The sequence below is a fragment of the Streptomyces sp. NPDC008079 genome (assembly GCF_042957385.1).
GTDB lineage: Bacteria > Actinomycetota > Actinomycetes > Streptomycetales > Streptomycetaceae > Actinacidiphila.
In genome coordinates, this window is sequence record NZ_JBIBIC010000016.1 from 144,120 (window position 1) to 169,363 (window position 25,244).

The window sequence follows — 25,244 nt, forward strand, 5'->3', positions numbered from 1 at the left end:
GGCTTCGTGACAGAGCTGGTGTTCACAGCGCGGGGGCGGTCTCGCGCAGCGCCAGCTCGAAGCGCCGGACGCCTTCGGTGATCTCGGCGGCGCCCGTGGTGTAGGCGAAGGTGATCCGTATGTACGGGGCGGGCGACTCGGCGGGGAAATAGGGACGGCCGGGGGCGACGGCCACGCCCGCGCGGAGCGCGGCGCCGGTCAGCGCGGTCTCGTCGGTGCCGTCGGGCAGCCGCAGCCACAGGTGGTAGCCGCCGGTGGGCACCGGGTCGGGGACCAGTTCCGGCAGGCGGTGCCGGAGCGCGGCGAGCATGGCGTCGCGCCGCTCGCGCAGTGCGGCGGTGACAGCGCGCAGATGGCGCGGCCAGGAGGGCGCGCCGACGAGTTCCAGGGTCGCCTCCTGGAGGGGCCTGGGCACGAAGAAGCTGTCGACCACCTGGATGGCGCGCAGCCGTTCCATCACCGGGCCGCGGGCGATCAGCGCGCCGACGCGCAGATTGGGCGACGTCGGCTTGGTGAGCGACGCGAAGTGGACGACGGTGCCGTACGGGTCCTCGGCGACCAGGGGCGGCGGCAGCGGGTCGCCGTGGCCGAGCCGCCGGGCGAAGTCGTCCTCGACCACGAAGGCGCCCGCCGCCCGCGCGATGTCGAGCACCTGGCGGCGGCGCCCGGCGGCGAGCACCGCGCCGGTCGGATTCTGGAAGAGCGGCTGGCAGAAGAAGACCCGCGCGCCGCTGGCCTCGAAGGCGTCGGCGAGCAGATCGGGCCGGACGCCGTCCGCGTCGAGCGGGACCGGCACCGGCCGCAGCCCCGCGGCGCGGGCGGCGGAGAGCGCGCCGGGGTAGGTGGGCGATTCGACGAGTACGGCGGAGCCCGGCGCGGCCAGCGCGCGCAGGGCCGTGGTGAGGGCGGCCTGCCCGCCGGAGGTGATCAGCACCTGGGCGGGCGGGACTCCCGCCTCGCGGCCGAACCAGTTCCGCAGCGCGGTGAGCCCTTCCAGCGGCGGCCGTTCCCAGGCGCCGGGCCTGCGGGCGGCGCGGGCCAGCGCGGCGCCGAGCGCCCGCTCGGGCTGGAGGCCGGGGTGCAGATAGCCGCCGTTGAGGGGGATGACGCCCTGCGGCGGGCCGACCAGGCAGCCCAGCACTCCGGAGGCGTCGACCACGCGCGGTGCCACGTCCGGGTCCTCCGCGGTGAGCGCGACCTGCTGCCAGGAGGTGTCGACGGCGGTGGCGGTCGCCGTGCCCCCGGCGGCCCGGTAGGTGCCCGCGCCGGGCCGGGTGACGACCAGTCCCTGCGCGGCGAGCGTCGCCAGCGCCCGCGAGACCGTCACCGGGCTGACCCCGAACCGCTCGACCAGGGCCCGGCTCGACGGCAGTTTCGCTCCCGGTGAGAAGCGGTCCAGCTCTCCTCGGAGGGATTCTGCCAGCGCACTGGCACTGCTATCGTCATTCATGAAGGATAAGAATAGCGCTACTCCCCGCACCTCAGTAGCGGTCGCTGGCACCGCGCTCGCCTGTCTCGGTGTGGCCGCCTTTTCGCTCACCTTCCCTTCCACCCACTGGGCGCTGAGCGGATTCGGCGCCTGGTCGGCGGTGACGGTCCGGGCGGTCCTGGCCACCGCGGTCGCCGGGGCCTTCCTCGCGGCGGGCCGGGCGAAGGTGCCGGACCGGGAGCACTGGGCGGGCCTGGCCGTGGTCGCCTGCGGTGTCGTCATCGGCTTCCCGCTGCTGACCACCCTCGCGCTGCGCACCACCGACACCTCGCACGCCGCCGTCGTCGTCGGCGCGCTCCCGCTGTGCACCGCGGTGCTCGCGGCCGTGCGCACCGGCGCGCGGCCGTCCCGTACGTTCTGGATCGCGGCCGTCGCGGGCGCGGCGGTGGTCACCGCCTTCTCGCTCGGCGAGAGCGGCGGCGCGCCGACCGCCGGGGACGGCTTCCTCTTCGCCTCGCTGCTGGTCTGCGCCGCCGGTTACGTGGAGGGCGGGCGGCTGGCGTCGGTGCTGCCGGGCTGGCAGGTGGTCGGCTGGGCGCTGGTCGGTACGCTGCCGCTCACGCTGCCCGCCGCGGTCGTGTCGCTGTCGCTGGAGCCGGTACGGCTGACCGGCGAGTCGGTCGGCGGGCTGGTGTGGGTCTCGGTGGTGTCGCAGTTCCTCGGCCTGATGGTCTGGTACCGCGGCATGGCGGCGATCGGGGTGACCAGGGCCAGCCAGCTCCAACTCGCCCAGCCCGTACTGACGTTGGTGTGGTCCGCCGCGCTGCTCGGTGAGCACCTGGGCCGCGCCACACTGCCCGCGGCGCTCGCCGTACTGGTCTGCGTGGCCGTCACCCAGCGCTCCGGCGCCCGGCAGGCGCGGGAAGTACGCAGGTCGCGGGCCGCGGCGCGGGCGCGCGGGGCCGAGGCGCCGGACGCCGGCCCGGAGGCGTTGCGGTCGGGCGACGCGCACGAGATCGTGGCACACGGCGATCCGCGACGGCGCGCGCCGCGGTGACACGCTCCCCCGACTACCCCGATGCGCTCGGGTGTGCGCCCTCGGACCTGGGCAGTTCTCCTGGGACCGCCGAACAACCGTCCGGCGGTCCGGTCGTCACGGACTGGACCGGGCCGGACGTCACGGACCGGACCGGACGGACCGGACCGGACCGGACGAGGGTCACCGCACGGACCGGGGCGCGCCGAAGAGGCGTGGGGATGAGGGGGAGGACGGCATGCACGGACCACCGCTGGTGGCCTGGCTGCTCGTGGCGCTCAGCACCGTCGCCGCGGTCGCGTGCCTGCTGCGCCGCGAAGCGCGCGACGAGGCGGTGATGGCGGCGGGCATGGCGGTGATGGCCGTCCCGATGTCCGTCCTCGACCCGCGGCCGTGGGGGACGCCGCTGTTCGCCGTCGTCCTCGGCGTGGTCTTCGCGCTGGCCGGGGTACGGGCGCTGCTGCTGGTCCGGCGGCCCGGCCACCATCTGCACCACTCCGTGTGCTCGGCCGCGATGGTGTACATGGCCGTGGCGATGGGCGGGGCGACGTCGGCGCACGGCGGCCACGCCGAGCACATGGCGGCCACCGGCGCGGGCACCCCGCTGCTCACCGGCCTGCTGCTGCTCTACTTCGCGGGCTACGTCCTGCGCAGCGGCACCAGCCTGGTCGCGCTCCCGGCGCAGGCGCACGGCGCGCCGGGCGGCGGCCCGCTGATATCCACCGGCCAGGCGGAAGGAGGCGCGGGCGGCGACCGGGACCGTGTCCCGCTGCGGCACGCGCCGGAGGTCGCGGCGGCCTGCCGGGTGGCGATGGCGCTGGGGATGTTCGCGATGCTGCTGACCCTGTGACGGACTCGCTGCCGTGAGTCATGCGTCACATCGGGTCGTGGTCCGTCCCCCGTGCACCGCGCGCCTCCTAGGCTGATCACCATGACGGTCCCGTTCGTGCTGCTGATTCTCGGCGCACTTGCGGCGGCGATGGCGCCGCGTCTGCTGTCCCGTGCCAAGTGGCCGGAACGCGAACCGGTGCTGGCCCTGTGGGTCTGGCAGTGTGTGGTCGCCGCCGTACTGCTGTGCTGCGTGCTGGCCATGGCGCTCTCCGCCTCGGCCGCCTGGGCCGCGGTCCGCGGCAATCTCTTCGCGTTCGCCCCGAGCGGTGTGGTCGACGCCTACGCGCTGTCCGAGTACGGCCGCTGGGCCGGGACCATCGCCGTCCTGCTCGCGCTCGGCGGGGTGTGGACCGCGGCGATGCTCACCCGCGAGGTGCGCGGCACACGGTCGCGGCGCAAGCAGCGCCGCGCGGAACTCCGCGTGCGCGCGCCCCGGCTGCCCGGCGAGACCGTCACGCCCGGCGAGCGCCTGGTGGTCCTGGAGGACGCCCGCTCCGACGCCTGGTGGCTGTCCGGCGCCGAGCCCCAACTGGTCATCACCACGGCCGCGCTGCGCCGCCTGAAGGGCCGCCAACTGGACGCCGTGCTGGCCCACGAGCAGGGACATGTACGCGCCAGGCACGACGTGCTGCTGCACTGCTCGGGCGCGCTCGCGGGCGGCTTCCCGCAGGTGCCGGTCTTCGCCGCCTTCCGTGACCAGGTGCACCACCTGGTGGAACTGGCGGCCGACGACACCGCCTCGCGCCGCTTCGGCCGCCTCACCACCGCCCTCGCGCTGGTCGAACTCAACGCGGAACGCGGTGTCTTCGGCCCCTGCCCCACGCCGCTCGCCGCGCTGCCCGGCCGCGTGCACCGACTGCTCGATCCCGCGCCCCGGCTGCCGCTCGGCCAACGGGTGCGGATGACGGCCTTCGCGCTGCTGGTCCCGGCGGTTCCGCTGCTGATCGCTTTTGGCCCCGGCCTCGGCGCGCTGACCTGAGCGGCGGCGGGAGAGGCGGGGCCATGGCCGTCAAAGGCGTGATGTTCGACTTCTCCGGCACCCTGATGCGGGTCGAAGCGGCCGAGTCCTGGCTGCGGTCGGCGCTCACCGCCGAGGGCGTCACGGCCACCGACGACGAGGTCGCGGCGTACGCCGGAACGCTGGAGCGGGCGGGCGCGCTGCCCGGCGGCGGACCGCCCGAGCGGATTCCGCCGCGATTGGCGGCGGCCTGGGCCCGGCGCGACACCAGCGCGGCCGAGCACCGAGCGGCGTACGGCGGCCTGTCCCGTACCGTCGCGCTCCCCTGGGATGTGCACGACGCGCTCTACGACCGGCACATGGCGCCCGCCGCGTGGAATCCGTACCCCGACACCGAGCGCGCGCTGCGGGCCCTGCGGGACCGGGGCGTGCCGGTGGCGGTGGTGAGCAACATCGGATGGGATCTGCGGCCGGTCTTCGGGGAGCACGGGCTGGACGAGTTGGTGGACGTCTTCGCGCTGAGCTTCGAGCACGGCGTCCAGAAGCCGGACGAGCGGCTGTTCCGGATCGCCTGCGACGGGCTCGGACTGGAGCCCGCGGACGTCGCGATGGTGGGCGACAGCCGTGCGGCGGACGGCGGCGCCGCCGCGCTGGGCTGCCCGGTGTTCCTGGTGGACCATCTGCCGGTGACGGCACGTCCCGACGCGCTGCTCGGCGTCCTGGACCGACTGGGCTACCGACTGGGCTGATGCGGCGCCGCGCACCGTACGCGCCGAGCGTTCATGAACCGGCCGCTGAAGGGGCAAGCGCTTTCAGGACACGAGCCTCGATGACAAGCGCTTTCGGGATCGGCGCCGGTCCCGGCGATCCCCCGCGCCGCCGGGCCCGGCACCATCCCCCGTTTCCCGGACAGGGCGAAGCCCGCCGGGTTGCGCTGAGTATATTGGCTCGCAGCCAGTCAACGCAGGAGTAAATAATGTCCCCTCGGAGCGCATCGGTCAATGAAGCTATGCGTCAGCGTTCCCGGGAACGGTTGCTCCAGGCAACCGTGGAGCTGGTCGAGGAACGCGGCTACGCGGCCACCACGCTGGCGGACATCACCCAGCGGGCCGGGTCGGCACGCGGCCTGGTCTCGTACTACTTCGCGGGAAAGCGCGAACTGTTGCAGTCCGCCGTGCACCGGCTGATGCACATGGAACTGGCCGCCGCGCTGGACCGCGAGCCGCGGTCGGAGGACGGCCAGGAACGGATGGCGCGGGCCATCGACGCGGTCCTCGGCCTCACCCAGACGCACACCACCTTGATGCGTACGCACATGGCGTCGATCCTCCAGGCGGAGGGTTTCATCCAGTGCCCGGAGCAGCAGAAGCTCGCGGCGCTGCTGAGCCAGGCGGTGGACGGCGCGGGAATCGTGTCGGGACCCGAGGGTCCCGAGGCGGAGTACCGGCTGCTGCGCGCGCTGCTGATGGGCGCGACCGTGGCGCTGCTGCTGCCGGGCGCTCCGATGCCGCTGTCGCGGCTGCGGGCCGAACTCTTCGAGCGGTACGGGCTGGAGTGGACGCTGGGGGTGCCGCCGAAGGACTGCGCGGTGGCCCCCGCGAAGGCCGGCGCGGGCGGGGACGGGGGCGGCGGGGACGGCGGGGACCGGCGACCGGTGGACTGAAATCGTGCGCCTCGACCGGGCCGCCGGGTGCGGCGCTCTGCCGCGACGCGTCCGGAGGGCGCATGCTGGTGACATCCCGCCGAAGGGAGCACCGTCGTGTTACGCGTCGCAGTCGTCGGTTCGGGTCCGAGCGGGGTGTACACCGCGGACGCGCTCACCCGTCAGGAGTCGGTGCCGGATGTCGCGGTTGACGTGCTCGACCGGTTGCCGTGCCCGTACGGCCTGGTCAGATACGGTGTCGCGCCCGACCACGAGAAGATCAAGTCCCTCCAGGGCAGCCTGCGCAAGGTGCTGGAGGACCCGCGGGTCCGCTTCCTCGGCAACGTCGGCGTGGGGCCCGCGCCGCTGACGCCGGAGCGGCTGCTCGGCCTGTACCACGCGGTGGTCTACTGCGTGGGCGCCGCGACCGACCGCAGACTGGGCGTGCCCGGCGAGGAGTTGCTTGGCAGCTACTCGGCGACCCGCTTCGTGTCCTGGTACAGCGCGCACCCCGACGAGCCGCCGGACGGTTTCGCGCTGCGGGCCCGCTCGGCCGTCGTCATCGGCGTGGGGAACGTCGCGGTCGACGTGGCGCGCGTGCTGGCCCGGCGCGCGGACGAACTGCGGCGCACCGACGTACCGGAGGCGGCGCTGCGGGCGCTCGCCGACAGCCGCGTCACCGACATCCACATGGTGGGGCGGCGCGGGCCCTCGCAGGCGAAGTTCACCACCAAGGAGCTGCGTGAGCTGGGCGCGCTGGCCGACACCGATGTGATCGTGCGCGAGGACGAGTTGGCGCTCGACCCGGCGTACGCCGCCCCCTCCGGTCTGCCAACGGCGGCCCGGCGCAATGTGGAGGTGCTGCGCTCGTGGGCCGCGCAGCCGCAGCGGGGACGGCCGCGCCGACTCCATGTGCGGTTCTTCCTGCGCCCCACCGCGTTCCTCGCCGACGAGGCCGGGCGGGTGCGCGCGGTCCGTTTCACCCGAACGGGTCCTGACGGGCGCGGCGGTGTGTCCGATACAGGCGGCGGCGAGGAGATCGACGCGGGACTCGTCCTGCGCTCGGTCGGCTATCAGGGGGTGCCCCTGCCCGGCCTGCCCTTCGACCCTCGGGGCGCGGTGGTGCCGAACGACGCGGGCCGCGTGCTGCGCGACGGCACGCCCTCCCCCGGCGAGTACGTGGCGGGCTGGATCAAGCGCGGGCCGACCGGTGTGATCGGCACCAACCGGCCGTGCGCCAAGGAGACCGCGGCGGCCCTGATCGCCGACGCGCCGGGTCTGCTGACGCGAGAGCTGTCGGCCGATCCGCTGGCCGGGCTGCGGGCCGCGGGCGTACGGCCGGTCGCCTGGCCGGGCTGGCTGGCGATCGAGGCGGCGGAGGCGGAGTGGGGCCGTTCCCTGGACCGGGGGACGGTCAAGATCCCCGACTGGGAAGGGCTGTTGACGGCGGCGGGCCACTCGTCGTCGCCGCCCGCCGAGGGACCGGCCTGAGGCCCGTCACGGACGGGACGGATCGAGGCGCGTCGAATCCAGCCACTCGAAATCCGGGCACTCGAATCCGGGCACTCGAATCCAGGGACTCGGATACAGGCACTCGGATACAGACCCTGGATCCGGGCGCCCCACGCCCCACGGTCAGCCGTCGAGCCGGGCCGCCTGGCGGGCCGCCGCGTCGAGGACGCGGTCGAGCAGACCGGGGAAGAGCGCTTCGAGGTCGTCCGTGCGCAGCGCGTTCATCTTGGAGGTGCCGCGGTAGATCTGGCTGATGACGCCCGCCTCGCGCAGCACCCGGAAGTGGTGCGTGGTCGTGGACTTGCTGACCGGCAACGGCACGTCGGAGCAGGCCACTTCACCGTGGGCCGCGGCCAGATTGCGGACCACGATCAGCCGCATCGGGTCGGACAGTGCGTGCAGCACCTCTTCGAGCCGGATCTCCCCGGTGCCGGGGTGCTCCAGCGCGCGCCCGGCGGCGGCCGGGGCGTCGGCACCTGCGGCTGGCGCCGACGGTGCCGGTGCCGGTGGCGCGTGGGACGGAATCGGGAGTGTCATGAACGTCATATTACGATACCCGTCGTAGTTTGACGTCTGCCGTACTACGGCGTCTATCGTAGAAGCCGTCACCAGTGCGCGGCGACAGGCCCCGACCGGTGGAGCCCCGCGACGGAGTCCGACGACGAGGAGAGTGCCGTGAGCGCGCTGTTCGAGCCCTTCACCCTGCGGTCCGTGACCATTCCCAACCGGGCCTGGATGGCGCCGATGTGCCAGTACTCGGCGGCGACCGAGGGGCCCGACGAGGGAGCGCCCGGCGACTGGCACTTCGCGCACTACGCGTCGCGGGCGGTCGGCGGCGCCGGACTGATCCTGGTCGAGGCGACCGCGGTCAGCCCCGAGGGCCGGATCAGCCCCGCCGACCTCGGGATCTGGAACGACCACCAGGTGGCGGCCTTCAGCCGGATCACCCGCTTCCTCAAGGACCACGGCACCGTGCCCGGCATCCAGATCGGCCACGCCGGACGCAAGGCGTCCACGGACCGGCCGTGGGCGGGTGGCGGCCCGCTGGGCGCGGACGAGCGCGGCTGGCAGCCGGTGGCGCCGAGCCCGGTGGCGTTCTCCGCCGAGTCCAAGGTGCCGACCGAGCTGTCGGAGGCGGACATCAGGGACGTCGTCGGGCAGTTCGTGGCCGGGGCCCGGCGCGCGCTCGCGGCGGGCTTCGAGGTGCTCGAACTGCACGGCGCGCACGGCTATCTGATCGGCGAATTCCTCTCTCCGCACAGCAACCACCGCACCGACGGCTACGGCGGCGCCTTCGAGAACCGGATCAGGTTCGCGCTGGAGACGGTCGACGCCGTGCGCGAGGTCTGGCCGGAGGAACTGCCGCTGTTCTTCCGCATCTCGGCCACCGACTGGCTGGAGGACGGCGGCTGGACGGCGGACGAGACGGTCCGCTTCGCCAAGGAACTGCTCGTGCGCGGGGTCGACCTGCTCGACGTGTCCACGGGCGGGAACGCCGCGGGCGTACGCATTCCGCTCGGCCCCGGCTACCAGGTGCCCTTCGCGGCCCGCGTGAAGGCCGAGACCGGTCTGCCGGTGGCGGCCGTCGGCGAGATCACCCACCCCCGGCAGGCCGAGACGATCCTGTCCACCGGCCAGGCCGACGCCGTCCTGCTCGGCCGCGAACTGCTGCGTACGCCGAACTGGCCGCTGCACGCCGCCCGTGAGCTGGGCTCCGAGGTGGCGGTGCCGCAGCAGTACGGGCGGGCCTTCCGCCGGGCCGGTATCTGACCGGTCCTGCCCGGCGGTCCGCCGCCGGAGCCGTCGTTGCGCGGGCGGGTCCGATCCCCGTCCGCGGCACGGCCGTTGAGCCAGTAGAGTGACGGACCGTGACAGCGCGACCATTGAACGAGATCGTCGAAGCGGGCTGGGCGAAGGCGCTCGAACCGGTGGCGGACCGGATCGCGGCGATGGGGGACTTCCTCCGCGCCGAGATCGCCGCGGGGCGTACGTACCTTCCCTCCGGTGCGAACGTACTGCGCGCGTTCCAGCAGCCCTTCGACGACGTGCGGGTGCTGATCGTCGGGCAGGACCCGTATCCGACCCCGGGTCACGCGGTGGGACTCAGTTTCTCCGTCGCGCCGGACGTACGGCCGCTGCCGGGCAGTCTGGAGAACATCTACCGCGAACTGGGCTCCGACCTGGGGCTGCCGCGGCCGTCCAACGGGGATCTCACGCCGTGGACCCGGCAGGGTGTGCTGCTGCTCAACAGGGCGCTGACCACCGCGCCCCGGCGGCCCGCCGCGCACCGCGGCAAGGGCTGGGAAGAGGTCACCGAGCAGGCGATCAGGGCGCTCGCCGCCCGGGGCCGTCCGCTGGTCTCCGTGCTGTGGGGCCGGGACGCCCGCAATCTGCGGCCGCTGCTCGGGCAGTTGCCCGCCATCGAGTCCTCGCACCCCTCCCCCATGTCGGCCGACCGCGGCTTCTTCGGCTCACGGCCCTTCAGCCGCGCCAATGATCTGCTGGTCCGGCAGGGTGCGCAGCCGGTCGACTGGCTCCTTCCCTGACATGTCTTGACGGTACTCTGCCCGGGTGACGACGCATCCCAATACTCCGGCGGGCTGGTACGCCGACCCGCAAGGCACTCCGAATCTGCTCCGCTACTGGGACGGCAAACAGTGGACGGAGCACACGAACCCCGGCCAGATTCCGCAGCAGCAGCAAGGCGGCGGCAACGCGTGGGAGGTGAATGTCAGCGGCGCCCCCGACCCGTCCAAGGTCCAGCGCCAGGTGCAGCAGCAGGCCGGGATAGCGCCGACCTCGTTCGGCGGCGGCACCCTGTTCACCGAGCCGATCCTGGTGGTGAACCAGAAGGCCAAGCTGATCGAGCTGGTCAACGAGTACAGCGTCTTCGACCAGCAGGGCCGTACCCTCGGCTCGGTCGTCGAGATCGGGCAGAGCACGGCGAAGAAGGTGCTGCGCTTCGTCTCCAGTGTGGACCAGTTCCTGACCCACAAGCTGGAGGTCAGGGACGCGCACGGGCAGCCGCAGTTGGTGCTCACCCGGCCCGCGAAGTTCATCAAGTCCAAGGTGCTGGTGCACCGCTCGAACGGTGAGCCGCTCGGCGAGATCGTGCAGCAGAACGCCTTCGGCAAGATCAAGTTCGCGTTCATGTACAACGGCCAGCAGATCGGTGCCATCAAGGCAGAGAACTGGCGGGCGTGGAACTTCGCCATCGTGGACCACACGGAGACGGAGATCGGCCGGATCACCAAGACGTGGGAGGGCCTGGCCAAGACCATGTTCACCACGGCGGACAACTACGTCCTCCAGATCCACCGGCCGCTGGCCGACCCGCTGCTGAGCATGGTCGTCGCCTCGGCGCTGACCGTGGACACCGCGCTCAAGCAGGACTCGCGCGGGCTCGGCTGATCCGTGCCCGCTTCCGCTGACTGGGTGCTCGGGATCGACTCCGGCGGTTCCGGTGTGCGGGTGGCCGTCGCCCGCGCCGACGGCACCGAGGTGTCCGCGCCCGCCGTCTCGGCCCGCCCGGCCGTGACCGGCGAGCGCGGGATCGACGCCGCGAGCCTGCTCGACCAGGTCGTGCCCCTGGTGAACGGCCTGCTGGACAAGGCCGGGGCCGGCACGCTGGCCGCCGCGTGCGTCGGCGCGGCCGGTATGGCCACACTCGGCGCCGACCTGCGCGCCGTGCTGCCCGACGCCCTGGCCGCCGCTTTCGGGGTGGAGTCGCTGGCGCTGGCCGGTGACGCGGTGACCGCGTACGCGGGCGCGCTCGGTCTGCGGCCGGGCGTCGTCGTCGCCGCGGGGACCGGCATGATCGCGCTCGGCACCGCGGCCGACGGCCGCGGCTGGCTGCGCGCGGACGGCTGGGGCCATCTGCTGGGCGACGCGGGCGGCGGGTCCTGGATCGGCCGCGCGGGCCTGGACGCGGCGATGCGCGCGCACGACGGCAGGGCGGGCGGCTCCACGGCGCTGCTGGCCCGCGCGGAGGACCGTTTCGGGCCGCTCGACGGGATGCCCGCACAGCTCTACCCGCGACCCGACCGCCCCGCCGTACTGGCCTCGTTCGCGCCCGACGTGGCCGCCTGTGCCACGGGGGGCGATCCGGTGGCCTCCGGAATCCTGCGGGCCGCCGCGACGCACATCCTGGAGTCGGCGGCTGCCGTACGGCCGGACGCCGCCGCGGTGGACGTGGCGCTGACCGGTGGCCTGTTCAAGATGGGTGAGCCGCTGCTCGGGCCGCTGCGTGAGCGGGCCGGGCGGATGCTGCCGGAAGCCAGGCTCGTACCGGCGGCCGGTGATCCGCTGGACGGCGCGCTGCTGATCGCGGGGGCCCTGCACCGGGACGCGCTGCCGCTTCCGGCCGACCCCGCGCTGCTGCGGCTCGTCTCCCGTGCCGCACCGGCACGTTCGCGTACCGCACCAGTTCGTTCCGGTGCCGACGCGGCGCGTTCCGGCACAGCTCAGACTCGTTCAATGACCGAACGTGAGCGGTGAAACGGACAGATCAGGACAGGTCTGCCGCGGCTCCGACCCGGCCGAACATCCAGGCGCCCCAAGGCGTTAGCATGCGTCGCCATGAGCACTGCCACAGGGCCCGCCTCCGGCCTTCCCGTTCGAATGCCGCGCCCGCGCCAGCCGGGACGTCACCGCCGACCGGAGGCGCTGGCCGCGCCCGAGGGCGCGCCGGTGCTGGTTCTGGCCGTCCCCGGCACTCCCACCGCCGCCGCGCTCAGTCTGGCGGAGGAGGTCGTGAGCATCGCCCGCTCCGAGCTGTCGGGACTCGATCCGCGGATCGGCTTCGTCGACGGTGAGGACGGCGCGGAGACCGAATTCCCTGCGCTGCGCGGCGTCCTGGCCGCCATCGCGGACGAGCGGTCGGGGGAGGACACCGCGGCCGTCGTCGTCCCGCTGCTCGCGGGACCCGAGGCTTCGGTGCTGCGCAGGATCCGGCAGGCCATCGCCGACACCAAGGCGCAGGTGGAGCTGACCGACGTCCTCGGTCCGCACCCGCTGCTCGCCGAGGCGCTGCACGTCCGGCTCGCCGAGGCGGGTCTGGCCCGCGCCGACCGCGCCCGGCTGTTCACCGTGGCGACCGCGGCCGACGGGATCATCCTGGCGACCGTCGGCGGCGAGGAGGCGGCGCAGGCCGCGGGTGTGACCGGGCTGCTGCTGGCCGCGCGGCTCGCCGTGCCGGTGCTGGCCGCCGCGCTCGACGAGGACGGCTCCATCGCACGGGCGGCGGAGCAGCTGCGCTCCTCCGGCTCCGGCCGGCTCGCGCTCGCCCCGTGCCTGATCGGCCCGGAGATCGCGCCGCAGCTCCTGCACACCGCCGCGGCGGAGGCGGGCTGCTCGGGCGCCGACGCGCTCGGCCCGTACCCGGCGGTCGGCAAGCTGGTGGTCACGCACTACGCGGGCGCGCTGGGCATCGCGATGCAGCAGCAGGAGAGCGCGCCCTCGCACTGAACGAGGCGGCGCGTCGACACGGCGACGACAACGGCGCGGGCGGGCGGTCCTTCGACAGGACCGCCCGCCCGCGCCGTTTCCCGTCGTGCGGGCCGCGCGAGCCCGCCGCCGCGGTGTCAGGGCCGGGCGAAGAGCACGCAGGACACGGCGGGCAGCGCGAGCGAACCGGCCTGCTTGGGGATGCCGGTGCCCGGGTCGACGTCGAACCAGGTGACGTCGCCGGAGCGCTCGTTGGCCGCGTACAGCCGGGTGCCCGACGGGTCGAGGGTGAGGTGGCGCGGCCAGTCGCCGCCGCAGCTCACGGTGTCGAGCAGTTCCAGCCGCTCCCCCGTCTCGTCCAGGGCGAGCACCGCGATGCTGTTGTGGCCGCGGTTGGCGGCCCAGGCGAAGCGGCCGTCGGGCGAGACGACCAGCTCCGAGGGGTAGTTCTCGCCCTCGGTGCCGTCGGGGAGCACGCGGACCTCGGCGAGCGGGCGCAGGCTGCCGATGGAGGGGTCCCAGCGGCAGACGGTGACGACGGAGTCGAGTTCGTTCATCACATAGGCGTGGTGGCCGGCCGGGTGGAAGGTGAGGTGGCGCGGGCCGATCCCGGAGCGCAGTCCCAGCTCGCGCTCGATCTCCAGCTCGCCGCTGTCGGTGTCCAGTTCGCAGACCCGCACCGAGTCGGTGCCGAGGTCGACGCTGACCGCCCAGCGTCCGCTGGGGTCGGTCAGCACGGCGTGGGCGTGCGGCCCGGTCTGGCGCTCGGGGTGGGGGCCGTCGCCCTCGTGCTCCAGCAGTGAGCGCAGTCCGCCGAGCGCGCCGTCCTCGCCGATGGACAGGACGCTGACGCTGCCGGGCTCCGCGTAGTTGGCCGTGAGCAGGTGGCCGCGGTGGACGGCGAGGTGGGTGGGCCAGCCGCCGTGCACCTGCACGGGCGCGCCGAGCAGCCGGGGCGCGGCCGGGTCCGCGAGCGAGAACGCGGCGGCGGTGCCCTCCGGCTCGGTCTCGCCGACCGTGTAGAGCGTCCGCCCGTCGTCGGACAGGGCGAGGAAGGACGGATTCTGCACCTCGGCGTTGTCGCCGAGCGCGGTGAGCGCTCCCGTGTCCGGGTCGACGGCGGCCGTGGTGAGCCCTCGCCCGCCCGCCGAAGTGAACGACCCGATGTAAACGTGCCCGGCCACTGCCGTACCTCTTCCGCCTGATGTCTGTACGGCGGCTGAGATTAGTACCTGACGGCGGCCGCGTCGCCCCCGGGTCCCACTGGTCAGGCGGCGAGCGGCGCCCGGGGGTCGGCGTGCAGGGGAGCGGCGAGGTCGGTGAGCGCCGTTTCCAGGACCCGCAGGTGGCCGAGCGCGCGTTCGGCGTGCGGATGTCCCACGCCGTCCCAGGGCGTTTCCGGCCGGGGTTCCGGTGCCTCGACCCCGCGTACGACCAGGCGGCGCACGGCGTCCTCGACCCGTCGGCAGGCGGCCGACAGCCGCTCGTCGTGGCCCGCTTCGGGGTGGGCGACGACCTCGGCGAGGCCGCGCACCTGGTGGGCGCAGGCGTCGAGGAGGCGCAGTACGTGACCGGCCCGCGCTCTGCGGGCCCGCAGGGGGCTCAGCGGGTGCACCAGCGGCGCCAGGCAGGCGCGTACCCGGCCGAGTACCAGGTCCAGTTCGGCGGCGCGTCCTGCCAGGTCGGCGCCGGGTTCACCGGCGAGGTGCCGGGCGGCCTGCGCGGTGAAGTCGCGTACGGATTCCAGGGCGCGCTGGATCCAGGCGTCGGTGGCGGCGTGCGTGGTGACCGGCAGCACCAGCAGCACGGCGAGGGCCGCCCAGAGCGCGCCCGCCCCGGTCTCCTCGAGGCGCAGCAGGAGCAGCGCCGGGTGCAGGACGCCGAGCAGCCCGTAGAGGGAGCCGGCCATGACGGTGACGAAGAAGGTCATCCAGGAGTAGGAGACGGCCGCGCTGTAGAAGATGCCGAAGACGCACACCGCGACGAGGACGGCGGACGGTACGGGGGCGCCGTGCAGGGGAAGGGCGAGGGCGAATCCGGCCACGATGCCGAGCGCGGTGCCGAGCACGCGGCGGAAGCCGCGCACCAGGGTCTCGCCGCGCGACGCCGTGTTGACGAAGATCCACCAGGAGGTGGCGACCGCCCAGTACCAGCGGTCCTCCGACAGTGCCTGGCCGAACGCGAGGGCTCCGGCCGCGGCGGTCGCGGCCTGGACGGCCTGCCGGGTGGTCGGCCTGCGCAGACCGGGCGGTTGGACAAGAGATACGGCCGGTACGGGAGCGGCGCCGCGTTCGTAGCACCACAGGCCGAAGCGGACGGTGGCGGCGACGGCGAGGCTGAGGCCGATCGCCGCGTACAGCTCGGGGAGTTCGGCCGGGACGGCGTGCAGAAACTGCGCGATGAAGAACATCATGAAGCCGAAGACGCCGAGCGCGTGGCCGCGGGCACCCCAGCGGCGGACGTAGACCCCGGCGAGGACGACGGCGACGAAGGCGGCATCGCGGGCGAGCGGGTACGGGTGCAGCCAGGCCGCGGCGGTGAGCACCGGCAGTCCGGTCAGGGGCATCAGGGCGATGGTGACCGCCTGCTGGCCGACGCGGGCGTCGGCGACGACGAAGAAGGCGAGCAGCGCGGCGAGACCACCGCCGCACATCGCGGGCAGCGGAAATCCGGCCAGGCCCGCCGCGGTGACGGCGAGCGCGATGCCGAGGACGGCGCGGGAGGCGTGGCGCAGCCGCGCGCGGCCCGGATCCGGTGCGACGAACAACTTCTTCACGTGTGCGGTTCCACCCCTGTCCGGTACGGGTGCCCGGCGGCGGTCGGCGCCGGACATGGCAAAGGCGTTGCGGAGGACCGCAACGCCATCGTCACCACCAGGAAAGCACCCGAGCGGGCAGTGGCTCAAACTGGTCGCTCAGTGCTGTGCCATTGGTACGGTGAAGGTGTCCTGTCATCGACCATGAGGAGACCAGTGGCCCATGGCCGTCGACGCACTGGACACCCGCATCCTGCGGCTGCTGCTGGAGCAGCCGCGCACCAGCGTCCGTGAGTACGCCCGCATACTCGGCGTGGCCCGCGGCACCCTCCAGGCCCGGCTCGACCGGCTGGAGCGGGACGGGGTGATCACCACGGCGGGACCACGCGTGTCGCCTGCCGCGCTGGGCCACCCGGTGCTGGCCTTCGTGCGGATCGAGGTGACGCAGGGGCGCCTGGACGACGTGGGCGAAGCGCTCGCGGCCGTGCCGGAGATCATCGAGGCGCTCTCGATCACCGGCGGCGGGGATCTGCTCACCCGGGTTGCGGCACGCGACAACGCCCATCTGGAGGACATCATCCAGCGGCTGATCCAACTGCCGGGCGTGGTCCGGACCCGTACGGAGATCGCCCTGCGCGAGCGGGTCCCGTACCGCGTGCTGCCGCTGGTGGAGGCCGTGGGCCGCAGCGCGGCGACCCGACGCCAGGGCGGCGGACCGGGCGGCAGGGCGGCCGGGGTCCCGGGGCCCGGCGCCGGATCGGGCGACGGATCAGGCGGTGGCGCTCAGCGGGCGACCCGGTAGCCCTTCAGCGCCGGGCGACACCCCCAGCGACCGCGCCCGATACCCGGGCGGCAGGCGGCGGGCGGCGGGCGGCAGGCGGCAGGCGGCAGGCGGCAGGCGGCAGGCGGCAGGCGGCAGGCGGCAGGCGGCAGGCGGCAGATCGTAGGCGTACGCGAGCCGCCGTGGCCGCGGCTGGCTGGATCACGACATCCCGGGCACCCCGCAAAAGACGGCCCACGCGTCCGCGCGCCGCGCGGCGGCCGTGATGCCCGAGGCCAACGCCCGGTACCCCGCACCGTACGGCTCGTGCCGCCCGCCCCAAGGGCCTCTCGTGTCTCCCGCCCTCTGGCGGACGCGCGTAGAAGCGCGCATCATGGCCGTGTTCCACCATCACTGCCGACCCATCCGACGCACACCTTGTCATGGGCATGCAATTCTCCCGGCGTCCCCACATGCCCCGGAATCCCCACAGGACCCGCGCCACCCTCAGCACTCGCAGTACCCGAACCCCCCACTGTCCCCGCACGCATCGAGCGCACCACGCACCTCGCACATCCGCGCGATTCACGCCACACCGCCCCACCGCCTCGCGGTCCCGCCCGTCGCCCCACCTCCCCCGCGAGCGCGCGCATCCCGGACGCCGAACACCCAGCACCGCCGCCGTCCCCACCGGCGGCCCCGTGTCACGTGTCACGCATGGCGCGGCATGCACCTTGTGTTGTCATGCGCAGGTCACAACACCTGCGCGCGAGCGAAGGGAATCGACATGGCTTGCGGATCGACCAGTCTCTGGGCAGGTGAGACCACCTGGTTCTGCTGCGGCAGCGCCTGGGGCCCCTGCGGCAGCACCGGCACCGGTGCCTGCGGCACCTGCCAGTCCAACGCCCACCAAGCGGCGTGGCCGAACGCCTCCCAGGCGTGCTTCGACATCACCCGGCCCGACCTGTGCGGTGAGACGATCGCGCGCCGCGGCTGCGGCTCGGTGATGAACGTCAAGCACCAGTGCTCCGGCGCGACGGTCTGCGTCACGGTCTCCGACTGCGGACCGCGCACCAAGAGCTTCTGCGGCGAGTCCGCGTGCTGCAACGGCGCCTGCCGCACCAACCGGGTCATCGACCTGACCCCGGCCGCGTTCTCCGCGATCGGCAATCTCAGCTCCGGCAAGCTCCCCGTCTACATCTACGAGTGAGGAGGACCGACATGAGCCACGACCAGAATCCCGCGGGCCGCGGCCGGATGGACCGCCGGCGCTTCCTCACCACCGCCGCGCTCGGCGGTGCGACCATCGTCGGCGCCACCGCGCTCGGCGGCATCGACGCGGACGCCGCCTTCGCCGCGCCGATGCCGTCGCTCGACCCGGCGATCTCCAAGTCGGCGTTCGCCGAGGGCCGGATCACCGCGATCAACGGCACCGTGCTGGAGGTCGCCGGTTCCTACGGCGACCAGCACCTCATCCAGCTCACCAACGCCACCAGCGTCTGGAAGCTGCGCCCCACCACCGCGGCGGAGATCAAGGTCGGCGACGGCCTGTACGCGCGCGGTGTCGACATGCCCGACGGCACCATCGCGGCGGACGCGGTGTGGGTCAACATCGTGAATCTCTTCTGCGAGATCCAGGGCATCGCCAAGGACCGGCTGCACCTCACGCACGGCAACAACCACGCCGTCGTGGGCCGGATCGTCACCGAGACGACCACCGCCTCGTACCTGGGCGGCGCGCTCACCTCGGACCTGTCGCGGGTGCGGATCGGGCAGTCGGCGCAGATCCTCGGCGCCTGGCGTCCCGAGGACGACACCGTCGACATCGCCCGCGTGACCGTCGGCCACTAGGAGGGAGCGCGATGATCTCCGTCATCCCGAGTCTGGCGCCGCTGCTGTGCGGGGTCCTGCTCGCCGTGACCGGCGCGCCGAAGCTCTTCGGCCGCCGTACGGCCCATCTGGCCGCGAACACCGTCCTGGTGCGGGTCCTGGGCAACGGCCACCGCGCCACCCGGGCACTGCGCGCGGTGGGCGCGGTCGAGCTGCTGATCGCGGCGGCGCTGCTCGCCGTTCCCGAGGCCGTGGCGCCCGCCGTGGCAACGGCGGTGCTGGGCGCGGGCTTCACCGCGTATCTGGGGTACGCGCGGGCGACGGCGCCCGAGTCGTCCTGCGGGTGCAGCGCCCGTGACGAGGGGCCGGTCGGCTGGCGGTCCTTCACCCGTGCCGGTCTGGTCGTCGTGGGCGGTCTGGCCGCCGTGGCCGCCGACCGTACGTGGTGGTCGCGGATCGGCGGGGATCCGGTGCCGTCGGCCGTCGTCCTGGTGGTGGCCGCGGCGGTGCTGCTCGGTCTGTCCACCGACCTCGACCAGCGGTGGCTGCGGCCGTTGCGCAAGCTGCGGCTGCGGGTCCTCGGGCATCCGCTGAGCGGTTCCGGCGAACGGGTGCCGGTCGCGGCGTCCGTGGAGCTGCTGGAGAACTCCCTGGCCTGGCAGGCGACGGCTCCCGTCGTCCGCTCCGCCCTGCTCGACCACTGGGACGACGAGGGCTGGCGCATCCTGCGGTTCGCGGGCGTCCACGAGGACTCGCGCGGGGCGCGGCCGGTGAACGTGCTGTTCGCGCTCGACCTGGCGGCGACCATCGACACGGCGCCCGTGCCCGCGGTGCGGGTGTCCGTCATCGACGACGTCACGGAGGAGCCGGTCGACGTGGACCCGCTCATCTCGGCGGCCGAGCGCCTTCAGCTCCTCCCGCTGGTCAACTGACCCGAGAACGACGGGGCGCGCCCCCCTCCCCGGTCAGGGAGGGGGGCGCGCCCCGCGTGGTGCCCGTTCGGGCCGTGGTCAGGCGCCCGGTGCGGGATCCGGCGGATAGCCGACGGGCGTGTCGGCGTAACTGCCGTAGGCCCGCATCTCGGCTGCCGCCGCGAACGGCAGTCCGTTGAGCGCGCTGAGCGCGGTGAAGCGGACATAGCTCGCGCGGACCCGGTCGAAGGCGATGACCTGGGTCGACGGGGAGTCCACGAGGGTGCCGCGGGCGACGGTCGTCCAGGTAGTGCCGTTGTCGGAGACGGCGACCTCGTAGCCGGCCACCCGGCCGTTCTGCCCGCCGGTCTGGCGGTCGAGGTAGCCGAAGCCGTCGAGGTCGGCGGGGCCGCCCAGCTTGAGGGTCACCCAGTGGGGGTACGGCGCCTCGGAGTTGGTGTAGTCGGTGTGCCAGATGGTGCCGGGGTCACCGTCGAGCACGTTGGAGACCGGTCCTTCCGCCGCTCCCGAGGAGAGGTTCTCGGAGTCCGCGGTCGCCGTCATCGAACTGGGCGAGAGCAGCGCGCGGGTCGCGACGGTCGCCTTGGCGTCCGCCGACACCGACTTGGTGGCGCCGTCGTCGGTGTAGCCCGCCACGACCTTCCAGGAGGCGGCGGTCCCCGCCGCTCCCGCGGGCGGGGTCAGCAGCCAGGTGGTGCTCACCGACGCGCCGGGCTTCACGGTGGCGAAGCTGTTGCCGTGCTCGGTCTTCACCGCCGCGGTCCACCCGGCGGGCAGACCGTCGAGCCGCTGGACGACGCCGGTGGCGTCGGTCAGCTCGCTGTTGGTGAAGGTGGTCACGTACTCGCTCGGCACGCCGGGGCTCAGCTCGGCGGTCGGCGGCGTCGTCACACTCGCGCACGCCGGACCCGCCGGGGCGGGGCCCAGGTCGGTCACCGAGAAGTCGTCCAGCACGAAGTCCGTGCCGTTGGCGCCGCCGAGCTTGCGCAGCCCCACCCAGGTGTCGCCGCAGCCCGCGACGATCTCCTTGGAGTACGTGGCCGTGTCGAGCGCGGGCGCGAGCACGTCGCGCGTCACATCCTTGGACGCGACCTTTCCGCCGCCGACGACGTCCGCGCCGGTCACCCAGGCCCACTGGCCGTCGAGGTTGGTCTGGTAGCGGAAGGAGACCGCGTACGTGTGGCCCGCCACGAAGGGCACGGTCGCGGGCACCGTCCGGTAGACCAGACCGCTGTTCTCCTCGTGGGCCTTGAGCGAGTGGTTCCCGCCGATGACGTCGTCCACCGCCTGGCCCTTGAGGGTCCCGGAGTTGTACGGCGAGTAGGTGTTCTTCCAGGTCTTCTGGCTGTACGGGGCGTGCAGGTCGCTGATGCTGGTGCGCGGGTCGGTGGCGCCGCCCGCGTCGCCCTTGACGAAGGGGCCCCAGCCGGGCTGGTTGCCCTCGAAGTCGTCCCGCGCGAGGACGGTCCCGCCAGAACCGGCCGCCTTCTTGGGCAGCGGCAGCGTGGTGTCGGCCATCAGGCGTATGTCGTCCAGCGTGACGGCCGCGCCCCCCGCCACCGCGCTGACGGCGACGGTGACCTTGCCGTTGGACGGCGCGGTGAAGGTCACCGACGCGCGCTGCGAGTACGTGCCCTGCTTGGCGTCCGCGGCCATCTGGTTGGCGGCGGGCGTGGTGTCGAAGGTGTTCGCGGCGGGCTGCTTGCCGCCGGTGACGGCGAGGGTGGTGGCCCTGCGCTGCCCCTTGGCGATCTCGACGTTGGCGCTGAGGGTGTAGGTCTTGCCGGACGTCAGGCCCTTGACCTGCTGCGAGATACCGGAGGCCGCGGCGCCGAGCCGGGCGACGTTGTCACCGTTGGCGGTGCGTACGGCGGTCGCGCCGCCGCGGGCGTTCCAGGCCGTGAGGTCGCCGGCGTTGAAGCCGGGGTCGTTCAGACCGGTGCCCTGCCCGAAGTCGACGTGGGTGTGCGGCGCCTTGCCGGACTGCGGGGCGAGCACGTACGGCTGGTTCTTGTCGCCGCTGATCGTGACCTTGCCGCCGGTCGGGGTGATGTCACCGGCCTTCACCCGGCCCTGGTCGGTGAGCTTGTAGAGGGTGAAGCGCTTGGTGCCCGCGAACTGCCGTGTCACGTCGAAGGTGTGGGCGCCGCCGGACGCGCTGAAGTAGTACATCTTGTCGGCGTCGCTCGGCGAGGACGTGCCGTTGCCGCGCTTGGCCTCGCCCCACGGCAGCAGGTAGCTGTCGCCGTCGAGGACGAGCGCGCCGCCCATGGTCACCTGGCGCTTGCCGCCCGCCATCGCGACGTGGACACCGCCGGTGAGGTCGGCGGAGACGCCGAAGTCCCAGGTGGTGACCTGGTAGTGCTGGAGGAATTTGGTCGGCAGGTTGTCGGTCCAGATGTTCCGGTAGAAGGCGTCGTAGTCGTCCTGGCCGGTCCAGCCCTCGAACTCCTTGATGTCGGAGCCGCCGAGCAGCGGGTCGACGTTCCACACGTCGCGGTCGGAGTTGGCGATGAAGCGGACGATGTTGGAGTTGATGCCCTTGTTGGTGGCGCCGCCGTAGTTCTTGTCGCTCGCCCAGTGCGACCAGATCGAGTCGCCCTCGAATTTGTAGGCCCACTCGCTGGCGACCTCGAAGCCCATCGCGTGGAGCTGGCGGGCCAGTTCGTCGGCGAGCCAGCCGCTGGAGTAGTAGGCGTCGATGTAGACGGTCTTGATGCCGGGCGCCTGCTTGCGCAGTTCCTTGAAGCGGTCGAGGACGGCGCCGCTGCCGAGGTCGGTGCGCTGGTCGATGTGGTACGACTGGTTGAGCCAGTCCCAGCCGTTGACCTGGCCCTGGATGAGTCCCGAGCTGAAGTTCTTGGCCTGCGGGTACGCCTCGGTCACATTGACGTGGACGGCGATGTCGGAGTTGTAGTCGGCGCCCACGGAAGCCAGCTTGTTGAGGTCGGTGAGGCCGCCGGCCCTGACGTTGTAGTCGCCGCCGTAGTCCGGGTGCGCGGAGTCGTGGCCCTCGTTGGCGTAGCCCTTCTCCAGCACCCACTGGCCGAGGTCGTCGGTGGCCAGCGAGATCCGCTTGACGTTGTCGAGCGTCTTGAGGAACGGGTTGGTGGCCTGGCTCGCGAAGTTGAACGGGATGTGCTGCACGACGCGTTCGGGCACCCGGTCGGCGCCGAGCGGGCGCGTCATCGCGGCGCGGTAGGCGAGCGCGCCGTCCTCCCAGGTCACCTTGTTGTCGCCGTTGGCGTCACCGGAGAGCACGACCGTGGTCCGCGGCAGCGCGTACGTCGCCACCCGCCGGTCCGTGGCGCCCTTGGGCGCGTAGGTGTAGTTGCCGACGGACAGCTCCGCGCGGCGCGCGCCGCCGCCCGCGTCCACGATCCGCGACTGGAGCCGGGTGTTGCCGTTGTCGTTGTTGTCCTGCGCGGCGTCGTCGGTCGCGTCGGTGATCAGCCCGCCCGCGAGCGTGGAGTTGCTGACAAAGCCGTACGGGGTGCCGACGGACGCCTTGTCGGGCTTGGCCGCCGCGCTGATCGTGAGGAACTGGTCGGCCGTCGTCGTGGAGTCCGTGGAGATCTTCGTACGGGCCAGGCTCGCGTGCGGGTCGGAGGAGTCGACCGACAGCAGCGACTGGCCGGGGATCGAGAACTGGTTGACGGTACGGGCGGCGCTGCCGGTGATCTTCCGGACGGCGAAGACGACGGTCTTCTTCGCCGTCGCGGTGATCGTCGAGGTGATGGTGACGTTCGGCAGGTCGGCGAAGGTCGAGGTGTACGTCGCGGTGTCGCCGTGCGCGGACATCTTCGTGGTCGCGGTGTGCGCGGCGCCGTTGATGTCGAAGGTGTGCAGGACGGACGCCTGGCCCGCGAGGGTGCCGCCGTTCAGCGCGTACGAGATGACCTGCGGGAATTCCTTGGCGACCGTGACCTTGAGCGCGCCGTGCCTGATCTCGACGGGGGTCGCGGGGTCGGCCGGGGGCGGCGGGTCGACGGGGGCGGGCGTGGTGTCGCCGACGGCGCGGACCCTGATCTCGGAGGCGGAGGCGTTGTCGGACCCGTTGACGGCGCTCTCGGCCTCGACCTTCACATAGCGGCCGGTGACGGGCTTGTCGAAGACGACGGTCTGCACCTCGGTGTTGCTCGTCGGCTGGTGGAAGGAGCCGGTCGCGGCGGGCGCTCCCCAGTTCCCCTTCGGGTCCTTGGCGACGGCCGCGTCGTCGGTGACGAAGATCCGGTAGCCCTTGACCGGGCCGTTGGCCTGGTTCTTCACCGAGTAGTCGACACCGGTGAGGGTGAAGGAGCCGCCGACGTCGAGGGTGATCCAGTGCGGCATCGGGGTCTTGGCGACGCCGACGCCGCCGACCACGTCGTAGGCGACCGTCCACTGCGTCGACGGGTCGTTGTCGAACGCGGCGAGCGCCGTGCCGTCCAGGGCCGGGGGCGCGGGGTAGGCGGGCGACTCGGAGTCTGCCTGGACCAGTGTGTACTGGGCGGGGTCGATCGGGGTGCCCGCGGCGGCGGCCGGGTCGGCCGACGTCTGCGGCGGGGCGGCGAGCGCCGGAGTGACGCCGACCGACAGCAGGGCGAGCGAGGCGAGCAGGGCGGCGGCGGTCGCGGACCGCTGCCGCCGCCGCCTTCCGCGGTGGGGTGATCGGGGCGAGCGCGAGGTCATTCCTGTACCACCTAGGGCCGTGAAGAGCCGGGAGCGAGTCGGGAGTGGTGGAGACTGTAGCGGCGATGGCATCGATAACACCAGAGCCCGACAGAGCTTCTTGCACAGGTGATAGCGGCCGACATCGGGCGGTCGTGCGGCCGGTGTGGTCCGGGAACGCGGACAGGCGGCGGCACGGACGGCAGGGGTACGTACTCCCCCGCGCGTGGTGACGCCCTCAGGCCGTTGGCCGGCGCCTGACCGTCAGCGGCGGGCGGGCGCCGTGCTGGCGCGGACGACCAGCGTCGGCTCCACGGAGGCCGGTTCCAAGGTGGCGTCCGGGTCCGCGATGTACCGCATGAGGTGGGAGACCGCGAGCGCCCCCATCTCGGCGAAGGGCTGGGCCACCGTGGTCAGCGAGGGCGAGCAGTACTCGGCGAGCGCGATGTCGTCCACGCCCACGACGGAGATGTCCTCCGGCACCCTGCGGCCCAGTTCGTGCAGGGCGCGGATCACGCCGAACGCCATCTCGTCACTGGCCACGAAGACCGCGGTGACGTCGGGGATCCGGCCGAGGATGAGGCCGTTGCGGTAGCCGGAGGCGGGCGACCAGTCGCCCGTCAGCTCCGGCGGCACCGTCCTGCCCTCCGCTTCGAGCACCGCGCGCCAGCCCTGCGACCGGCTCGCCGCGTCCAGCCACTCGCCGGGTCCCGCGACGTGCCAGACCGTCTCGTGGCCCAGGTCCAGCAGGTGCCGGGTGGCCAGCCGCGCCGCCGCCGACTGGTCGACGGCGACCACTTCGGTCGCCGACGTGCGCGAACCGTCGACGGTGATGGTGGGCACGGCGCTGGTGAGCTGCTCGATCTGGCGGCTCACATGGATCAGCGGCACGGCGAGCACGACGCCTTCGACGTGCTGGTCGGCCAGCCGCAGCATCGAGCTCTCGATGGCGGAGGTGTCCAGCGAGGCGGTGGTGGCGGTGCTGACCGCGTAACCGGCCTCCTGAGCGGCCCGTTCGATGCCGAGGGTGAGGGCGGTGCGGGAGTAGAAGCTGGTCTGGAGGGTGACCACGCCGATGGTGCGGCTGCGGCCGGAGGAGAGCATGCGCGCCGCGTTGTTCCTGCGGTAACCGAGCTGGTCGACGGCGGCGAGCACCTTGGCGCGGGTCCTGTCCTGCACATTGGGGTGACCGGCCAGGGCCCGCGAGACGGTCTGCGCGGAGACCCCGGCGACCCGTGCGACATCCGCCATGCCGGGCGGACGGGAGGCGTCGCGCGCGCTCTGGTTCTTCATGGGTCCCTTCCGGCTGATCCGCTGCCGCCGATGATAGCGGTCGCACCCGCCCAAAGGGGGCGCTCTCCAGCTCGTGGTCCCGCCCCGGACCGGCTGAAGGCACCGCGTTGG

Annotated in this window: 20 protein-coding genes and 1 pseudogene; 15 read left to right on the forward strand and 6 right to left on the reverse strand. The window is 73.2% G+C overall.

All coding sequences use genetic code 11. The features are described 5' to 3' along the window. Positions 1 to 22 precede the first annotated feature (22 nt). Entirely contained in the window at positions 23 to 1,450 is a 1,428-nt protein-coding gene (locus tag ACFZAM_RS28000; RefSeq protein ID WP_391050232.1) for an aminotransferase class I/II-fold pyridoxal phosphate-dependent enzyme, read from the reverse strand. On the opposite strand from ACFZAM_RS28000, the pseudogene ACFZAM_RS28005 reads away from it, so the two are divergent. From ACFZAM_RS28005 to ACFZAM_RS28030, 6 genes and pseudogenes are all read left to right on the forward strand, one after another. Beyond that, positions 1,449 to 2,333: pseudogene (locus ACFZAM_RS28005) on the forward strand (DMT family transporter); the annotation flags it as partial. The gene ACFZAM_RS28000 and the pseudogene ACFZAM_RS28005 overlap by 2 nt on opposite strands. 370 nt (positions 2,334 to 2,703) lie before the next feature. Beyond that, positions 2,704 to 3,315 carry a DUF5134 domain-containing protein gene (locus tag ACFZAM_RS28010; protein ID WP_391050234.1) on the forward strand — a complete coding sequence of 204 codons (612 nt, stop codon included), beginning with the start codon at positions 2,704 to 2,706 and terminating at the stop codon, positions 3,313 to 3,315. A gap of 81 nt (positions 3,316 to 3,396) precedes the next feature. Continuing rightward, positions 3,397 to 4,335 (forward strand): M56 family metallopeptidase, encoded by a 939-nt coding sequence (locus ACFZAM_RS28015; protein ID WP_355343774.1) that lies wholly within the window; start codon positions 3,397 to 3,399, stop codon positions 4,333 to 4,335. 23 nt (positions 4,336 to 4,358) lie between these two features. Beyond that, on the forward strand, positions 4,359 to 5,063 hold the full coding sequence (locus tag ACFZAM_RS28020; RefSeq protein WP_391050235.1) for an HAD family hydrolase: 705 nt from the start codon (positions 4,359 to 4,361) through the stop codon (positions 5,061 to 5,063). 227 nt (positions 5,064 to 5,290) lie between these two features. Beyond that, positions 5,291 to 5,977 (forward strand): TetR family transcriptional regulator, encoded by a 687-nt coding sequence (locus ACFZAM_RS28025; RefSeq protein ID WP_391050237.1) that lies wholly within the window; start codon positions 5,291 to 5,293, stop codon positions 5,975 to 5,977. Positions 5,978 to 6,073: 96 nt separating this feature from the next. Further along, positions 6,074 to 7,447, forward strand: coding sequence for an FAD-dependent oxidoreductase (locus ACFZAM_RS28030; RefSeq protein WP_391050238.1), 1,374 nt, complete (start codon positions 6,074 to 6,076; stop codon positions 7,445 to 7,447). Positions 7,448 to 7,591: 144 nt separating this feature from the next. Here the strand turns inward: ACFZAM_RS28030 and ACFZAM_RS28035 are convergent, their stop codons facing one another. Further along, on the reverse strand, positions 7,592 to 8,005 hold the full coding sequence (locus tag ACFZAM_RS28035; protein WP_391050240.1) for an ArsR/SmtB family transcription factor: 414 nt from the start codon (positions 8,003 to 8,005) through the stop codon (positions 7,592 to 7,594). 138 nt (positions 8,006 to 8,143) lie between these two features. On the opposite strand from ACFZAM_RS28035, the gene ACFZAM_RS28040 reads away from it, so the two are divergent. The 5 genes from ACFZAM_RS28040 (at position 8,144) to ACFZAM_RS28060 (ending at position 12,934) form a co-directional block, all read left to right on the forward strand. Continuing rightward, positions 8,144 to 9,238 (forward strand): tRNA-dihydrouridine synthase, encoded by a 1,095-nt coding sequence (locus ACFZAM_RS28040; RefSeq protein ID WP_391050242.1) that lies wholly within the window; start codon positions 8,144 to 8,146, stop codon positions 9,236 to 9,238. Positions 9,239 to 9,336: 98 nt separating this feature from the next. After that, entirely contained in the window at positions 9,337 to 10,014 is a 678-nt protein-coding gene (locus ACFZAM_RS28045) for a uracil-DNA glycosylase (RefSeq protein ID WP_188280927.1), read from the forward strand. A gap of 25 nt (positions 10,015 to 10,039) precedes the next feature. After that, positions 10,040 to 10,879, forward strand: coding sequence for a phospholipid scramblase-related protein (locus ACFZAM_RS28050; RefSeq protein ID WP_355343755.1), 840 nt, complete (start codon positions 10,040 to 10,042; stop codon positions 10,877 to 10,879). Between the two features lie 3 nt (positions 10,880 to 10,882). Continuing rightward, positions 10,883 to 11,965, forward strand: coding sequence for a BadF/BadG/BcrA/BcrD ATPase family protein (locus ACFZAM_RS28055; protein WP_391050245.1), 1,083 nt, complete (start codon positions 10,883 to 10,885; stop codon positions 11,963 to 11,965). Positions 11,966 to 12,046: 81 nt separating this feature from the next. Then, complete coding sequence (locus ACFZAM_RS28060) at positions 12,047 to 12,934, forward strand: hypothetical protein (RefSeq protein WP_355343749.1); 888 nt, start codon at positions 12,047 to 12,049, stop codon at positions 12,932 to 12,934. A 116-nt stretch (positions 12,935 to 13,050) separates the two neighbouring features. Here ACFZAM_RS28060 and ACFZAM_RS28065 read toward each other — a convergent pair whose 3' ends face one another. Beyond that, the gene (locus ACFZAM_RS28065; protein WP_391050247.1) at positions 13,051 to 14,097 is read right to left on the reverse strand and encodes a beta-propeller fold lactonase family protein; all 1,047 of its coding nucleotides are present in this window, start codon (positions 14,095 to 14,097) and stop codon (positions 13,051 to 13,053) included. A gap of 83 nt (positions 14,098 to 14,180) precedes the next feature. Beyond that, entirely contained in the window at positions 14,181 to 15,746 is a 1,566-nt protein-coding gene (locus ACFZAM_RS28070; protein ID WP_391050249.1) for an FUSC family protein, read from the reverse strand. 145 nt (positions 15,747 to 15,891) lie between these two features. Between ACFZAM_RS28070 and ACFZAM_RS28075 the strand changes: the two genes are divergently transcribed. The 4 genes from ACFZAM_RS28075 (at position 15,892) to ACFZAM_RS28090 (ending at position 19,190) form a co-directional block, all read left to right on the forward strand. Beyond that, positions 15,892 to 16,470, forward strand: coding sequence for an Lrp/AsnC ligand binding domain-containing protein (locus tag ACFZAM_RS28075; RefSeq protein ID WP_391050250.1), 579 nt, complete (start codon positions 15,892 to 15,894; stop codon positions 16,468 to 16,470). Positions 16,471 to 17,215: 745 nt separating this feature from the next. Continuing rightward, positions 17,216 to 17,638, forward strand: a complete 423-nt coding sequence (locus ACFZAM_RS28080; RefSeq protein WP_391050252.1) for a hypothetical protein — start codon at positions 17,216 to 17,218, stop codon at positions 17,636 to 17,638. A gap of 11 nt (positions 17,639 to 17,649) precedes the next feature. Continuing rightward, on the forward strand, positions 17,650 to 18,279 hold the full coding sequence (locus tag ACFZAM_RS28085; RefSeq protein WP_355343736.1) for a cell wall protein: 630 nt from the start codon (positions 17,650 to 17,652) through the stop codon (positions 18,277 to 18,279). Between the two features lie 11 nt (positions 18,280 to 18,290). Then, positions 18,291 to 19,190 (forward strand): MauE/DoxX family redox-associated membrane protein, encoded by a 900-nt coding sequence (locus tag ACFZAM_RS28090; RefSeq protein ID WP_391050254.1) that lies wholly within the window; start codon positions 18,291 to 18,293, stop codon positions 19,188 to 19,190. A gap of 78 nt (positions 19,191 to 19,268) precedes the next feature. On the opposite strand, the gene ACFZAM_RS28095 is transcribed toward ACFZAM_RS28090, so the two are convergent. Beyond that, positions 19,269 to 23,861 (reverse strand): endo-alpha-N-acetylgalactosaminidase family protein, encoded by a 4,593-nt coding sequence (locus tag ACFZAM_RS28095; protein WP_391050256.1) that lies wholly within the window; start codon positions 23,859 to 23,861, stop codon positions 19,269 to 19,271. A gap of 243 nt (positions 23,862 to 24,104) precedes the next feature. Further along, positions 24,105 to 25,133 carry a substrate-binding domain-containing protein gene (locus tag ACFZAM_RS28100; protein ID WP_391050258.1) on the reverse strand — a complete coding sequence of 343 codons (1,029 nt, stop codon included), beginning with the start codon at positions 25,131 to 25,133 and terminating at the stop codon, positions 24,105 to 24,107. Between the last annotated feature and the right edge of the window lie 111 nt (positions 25,134 to 25,244).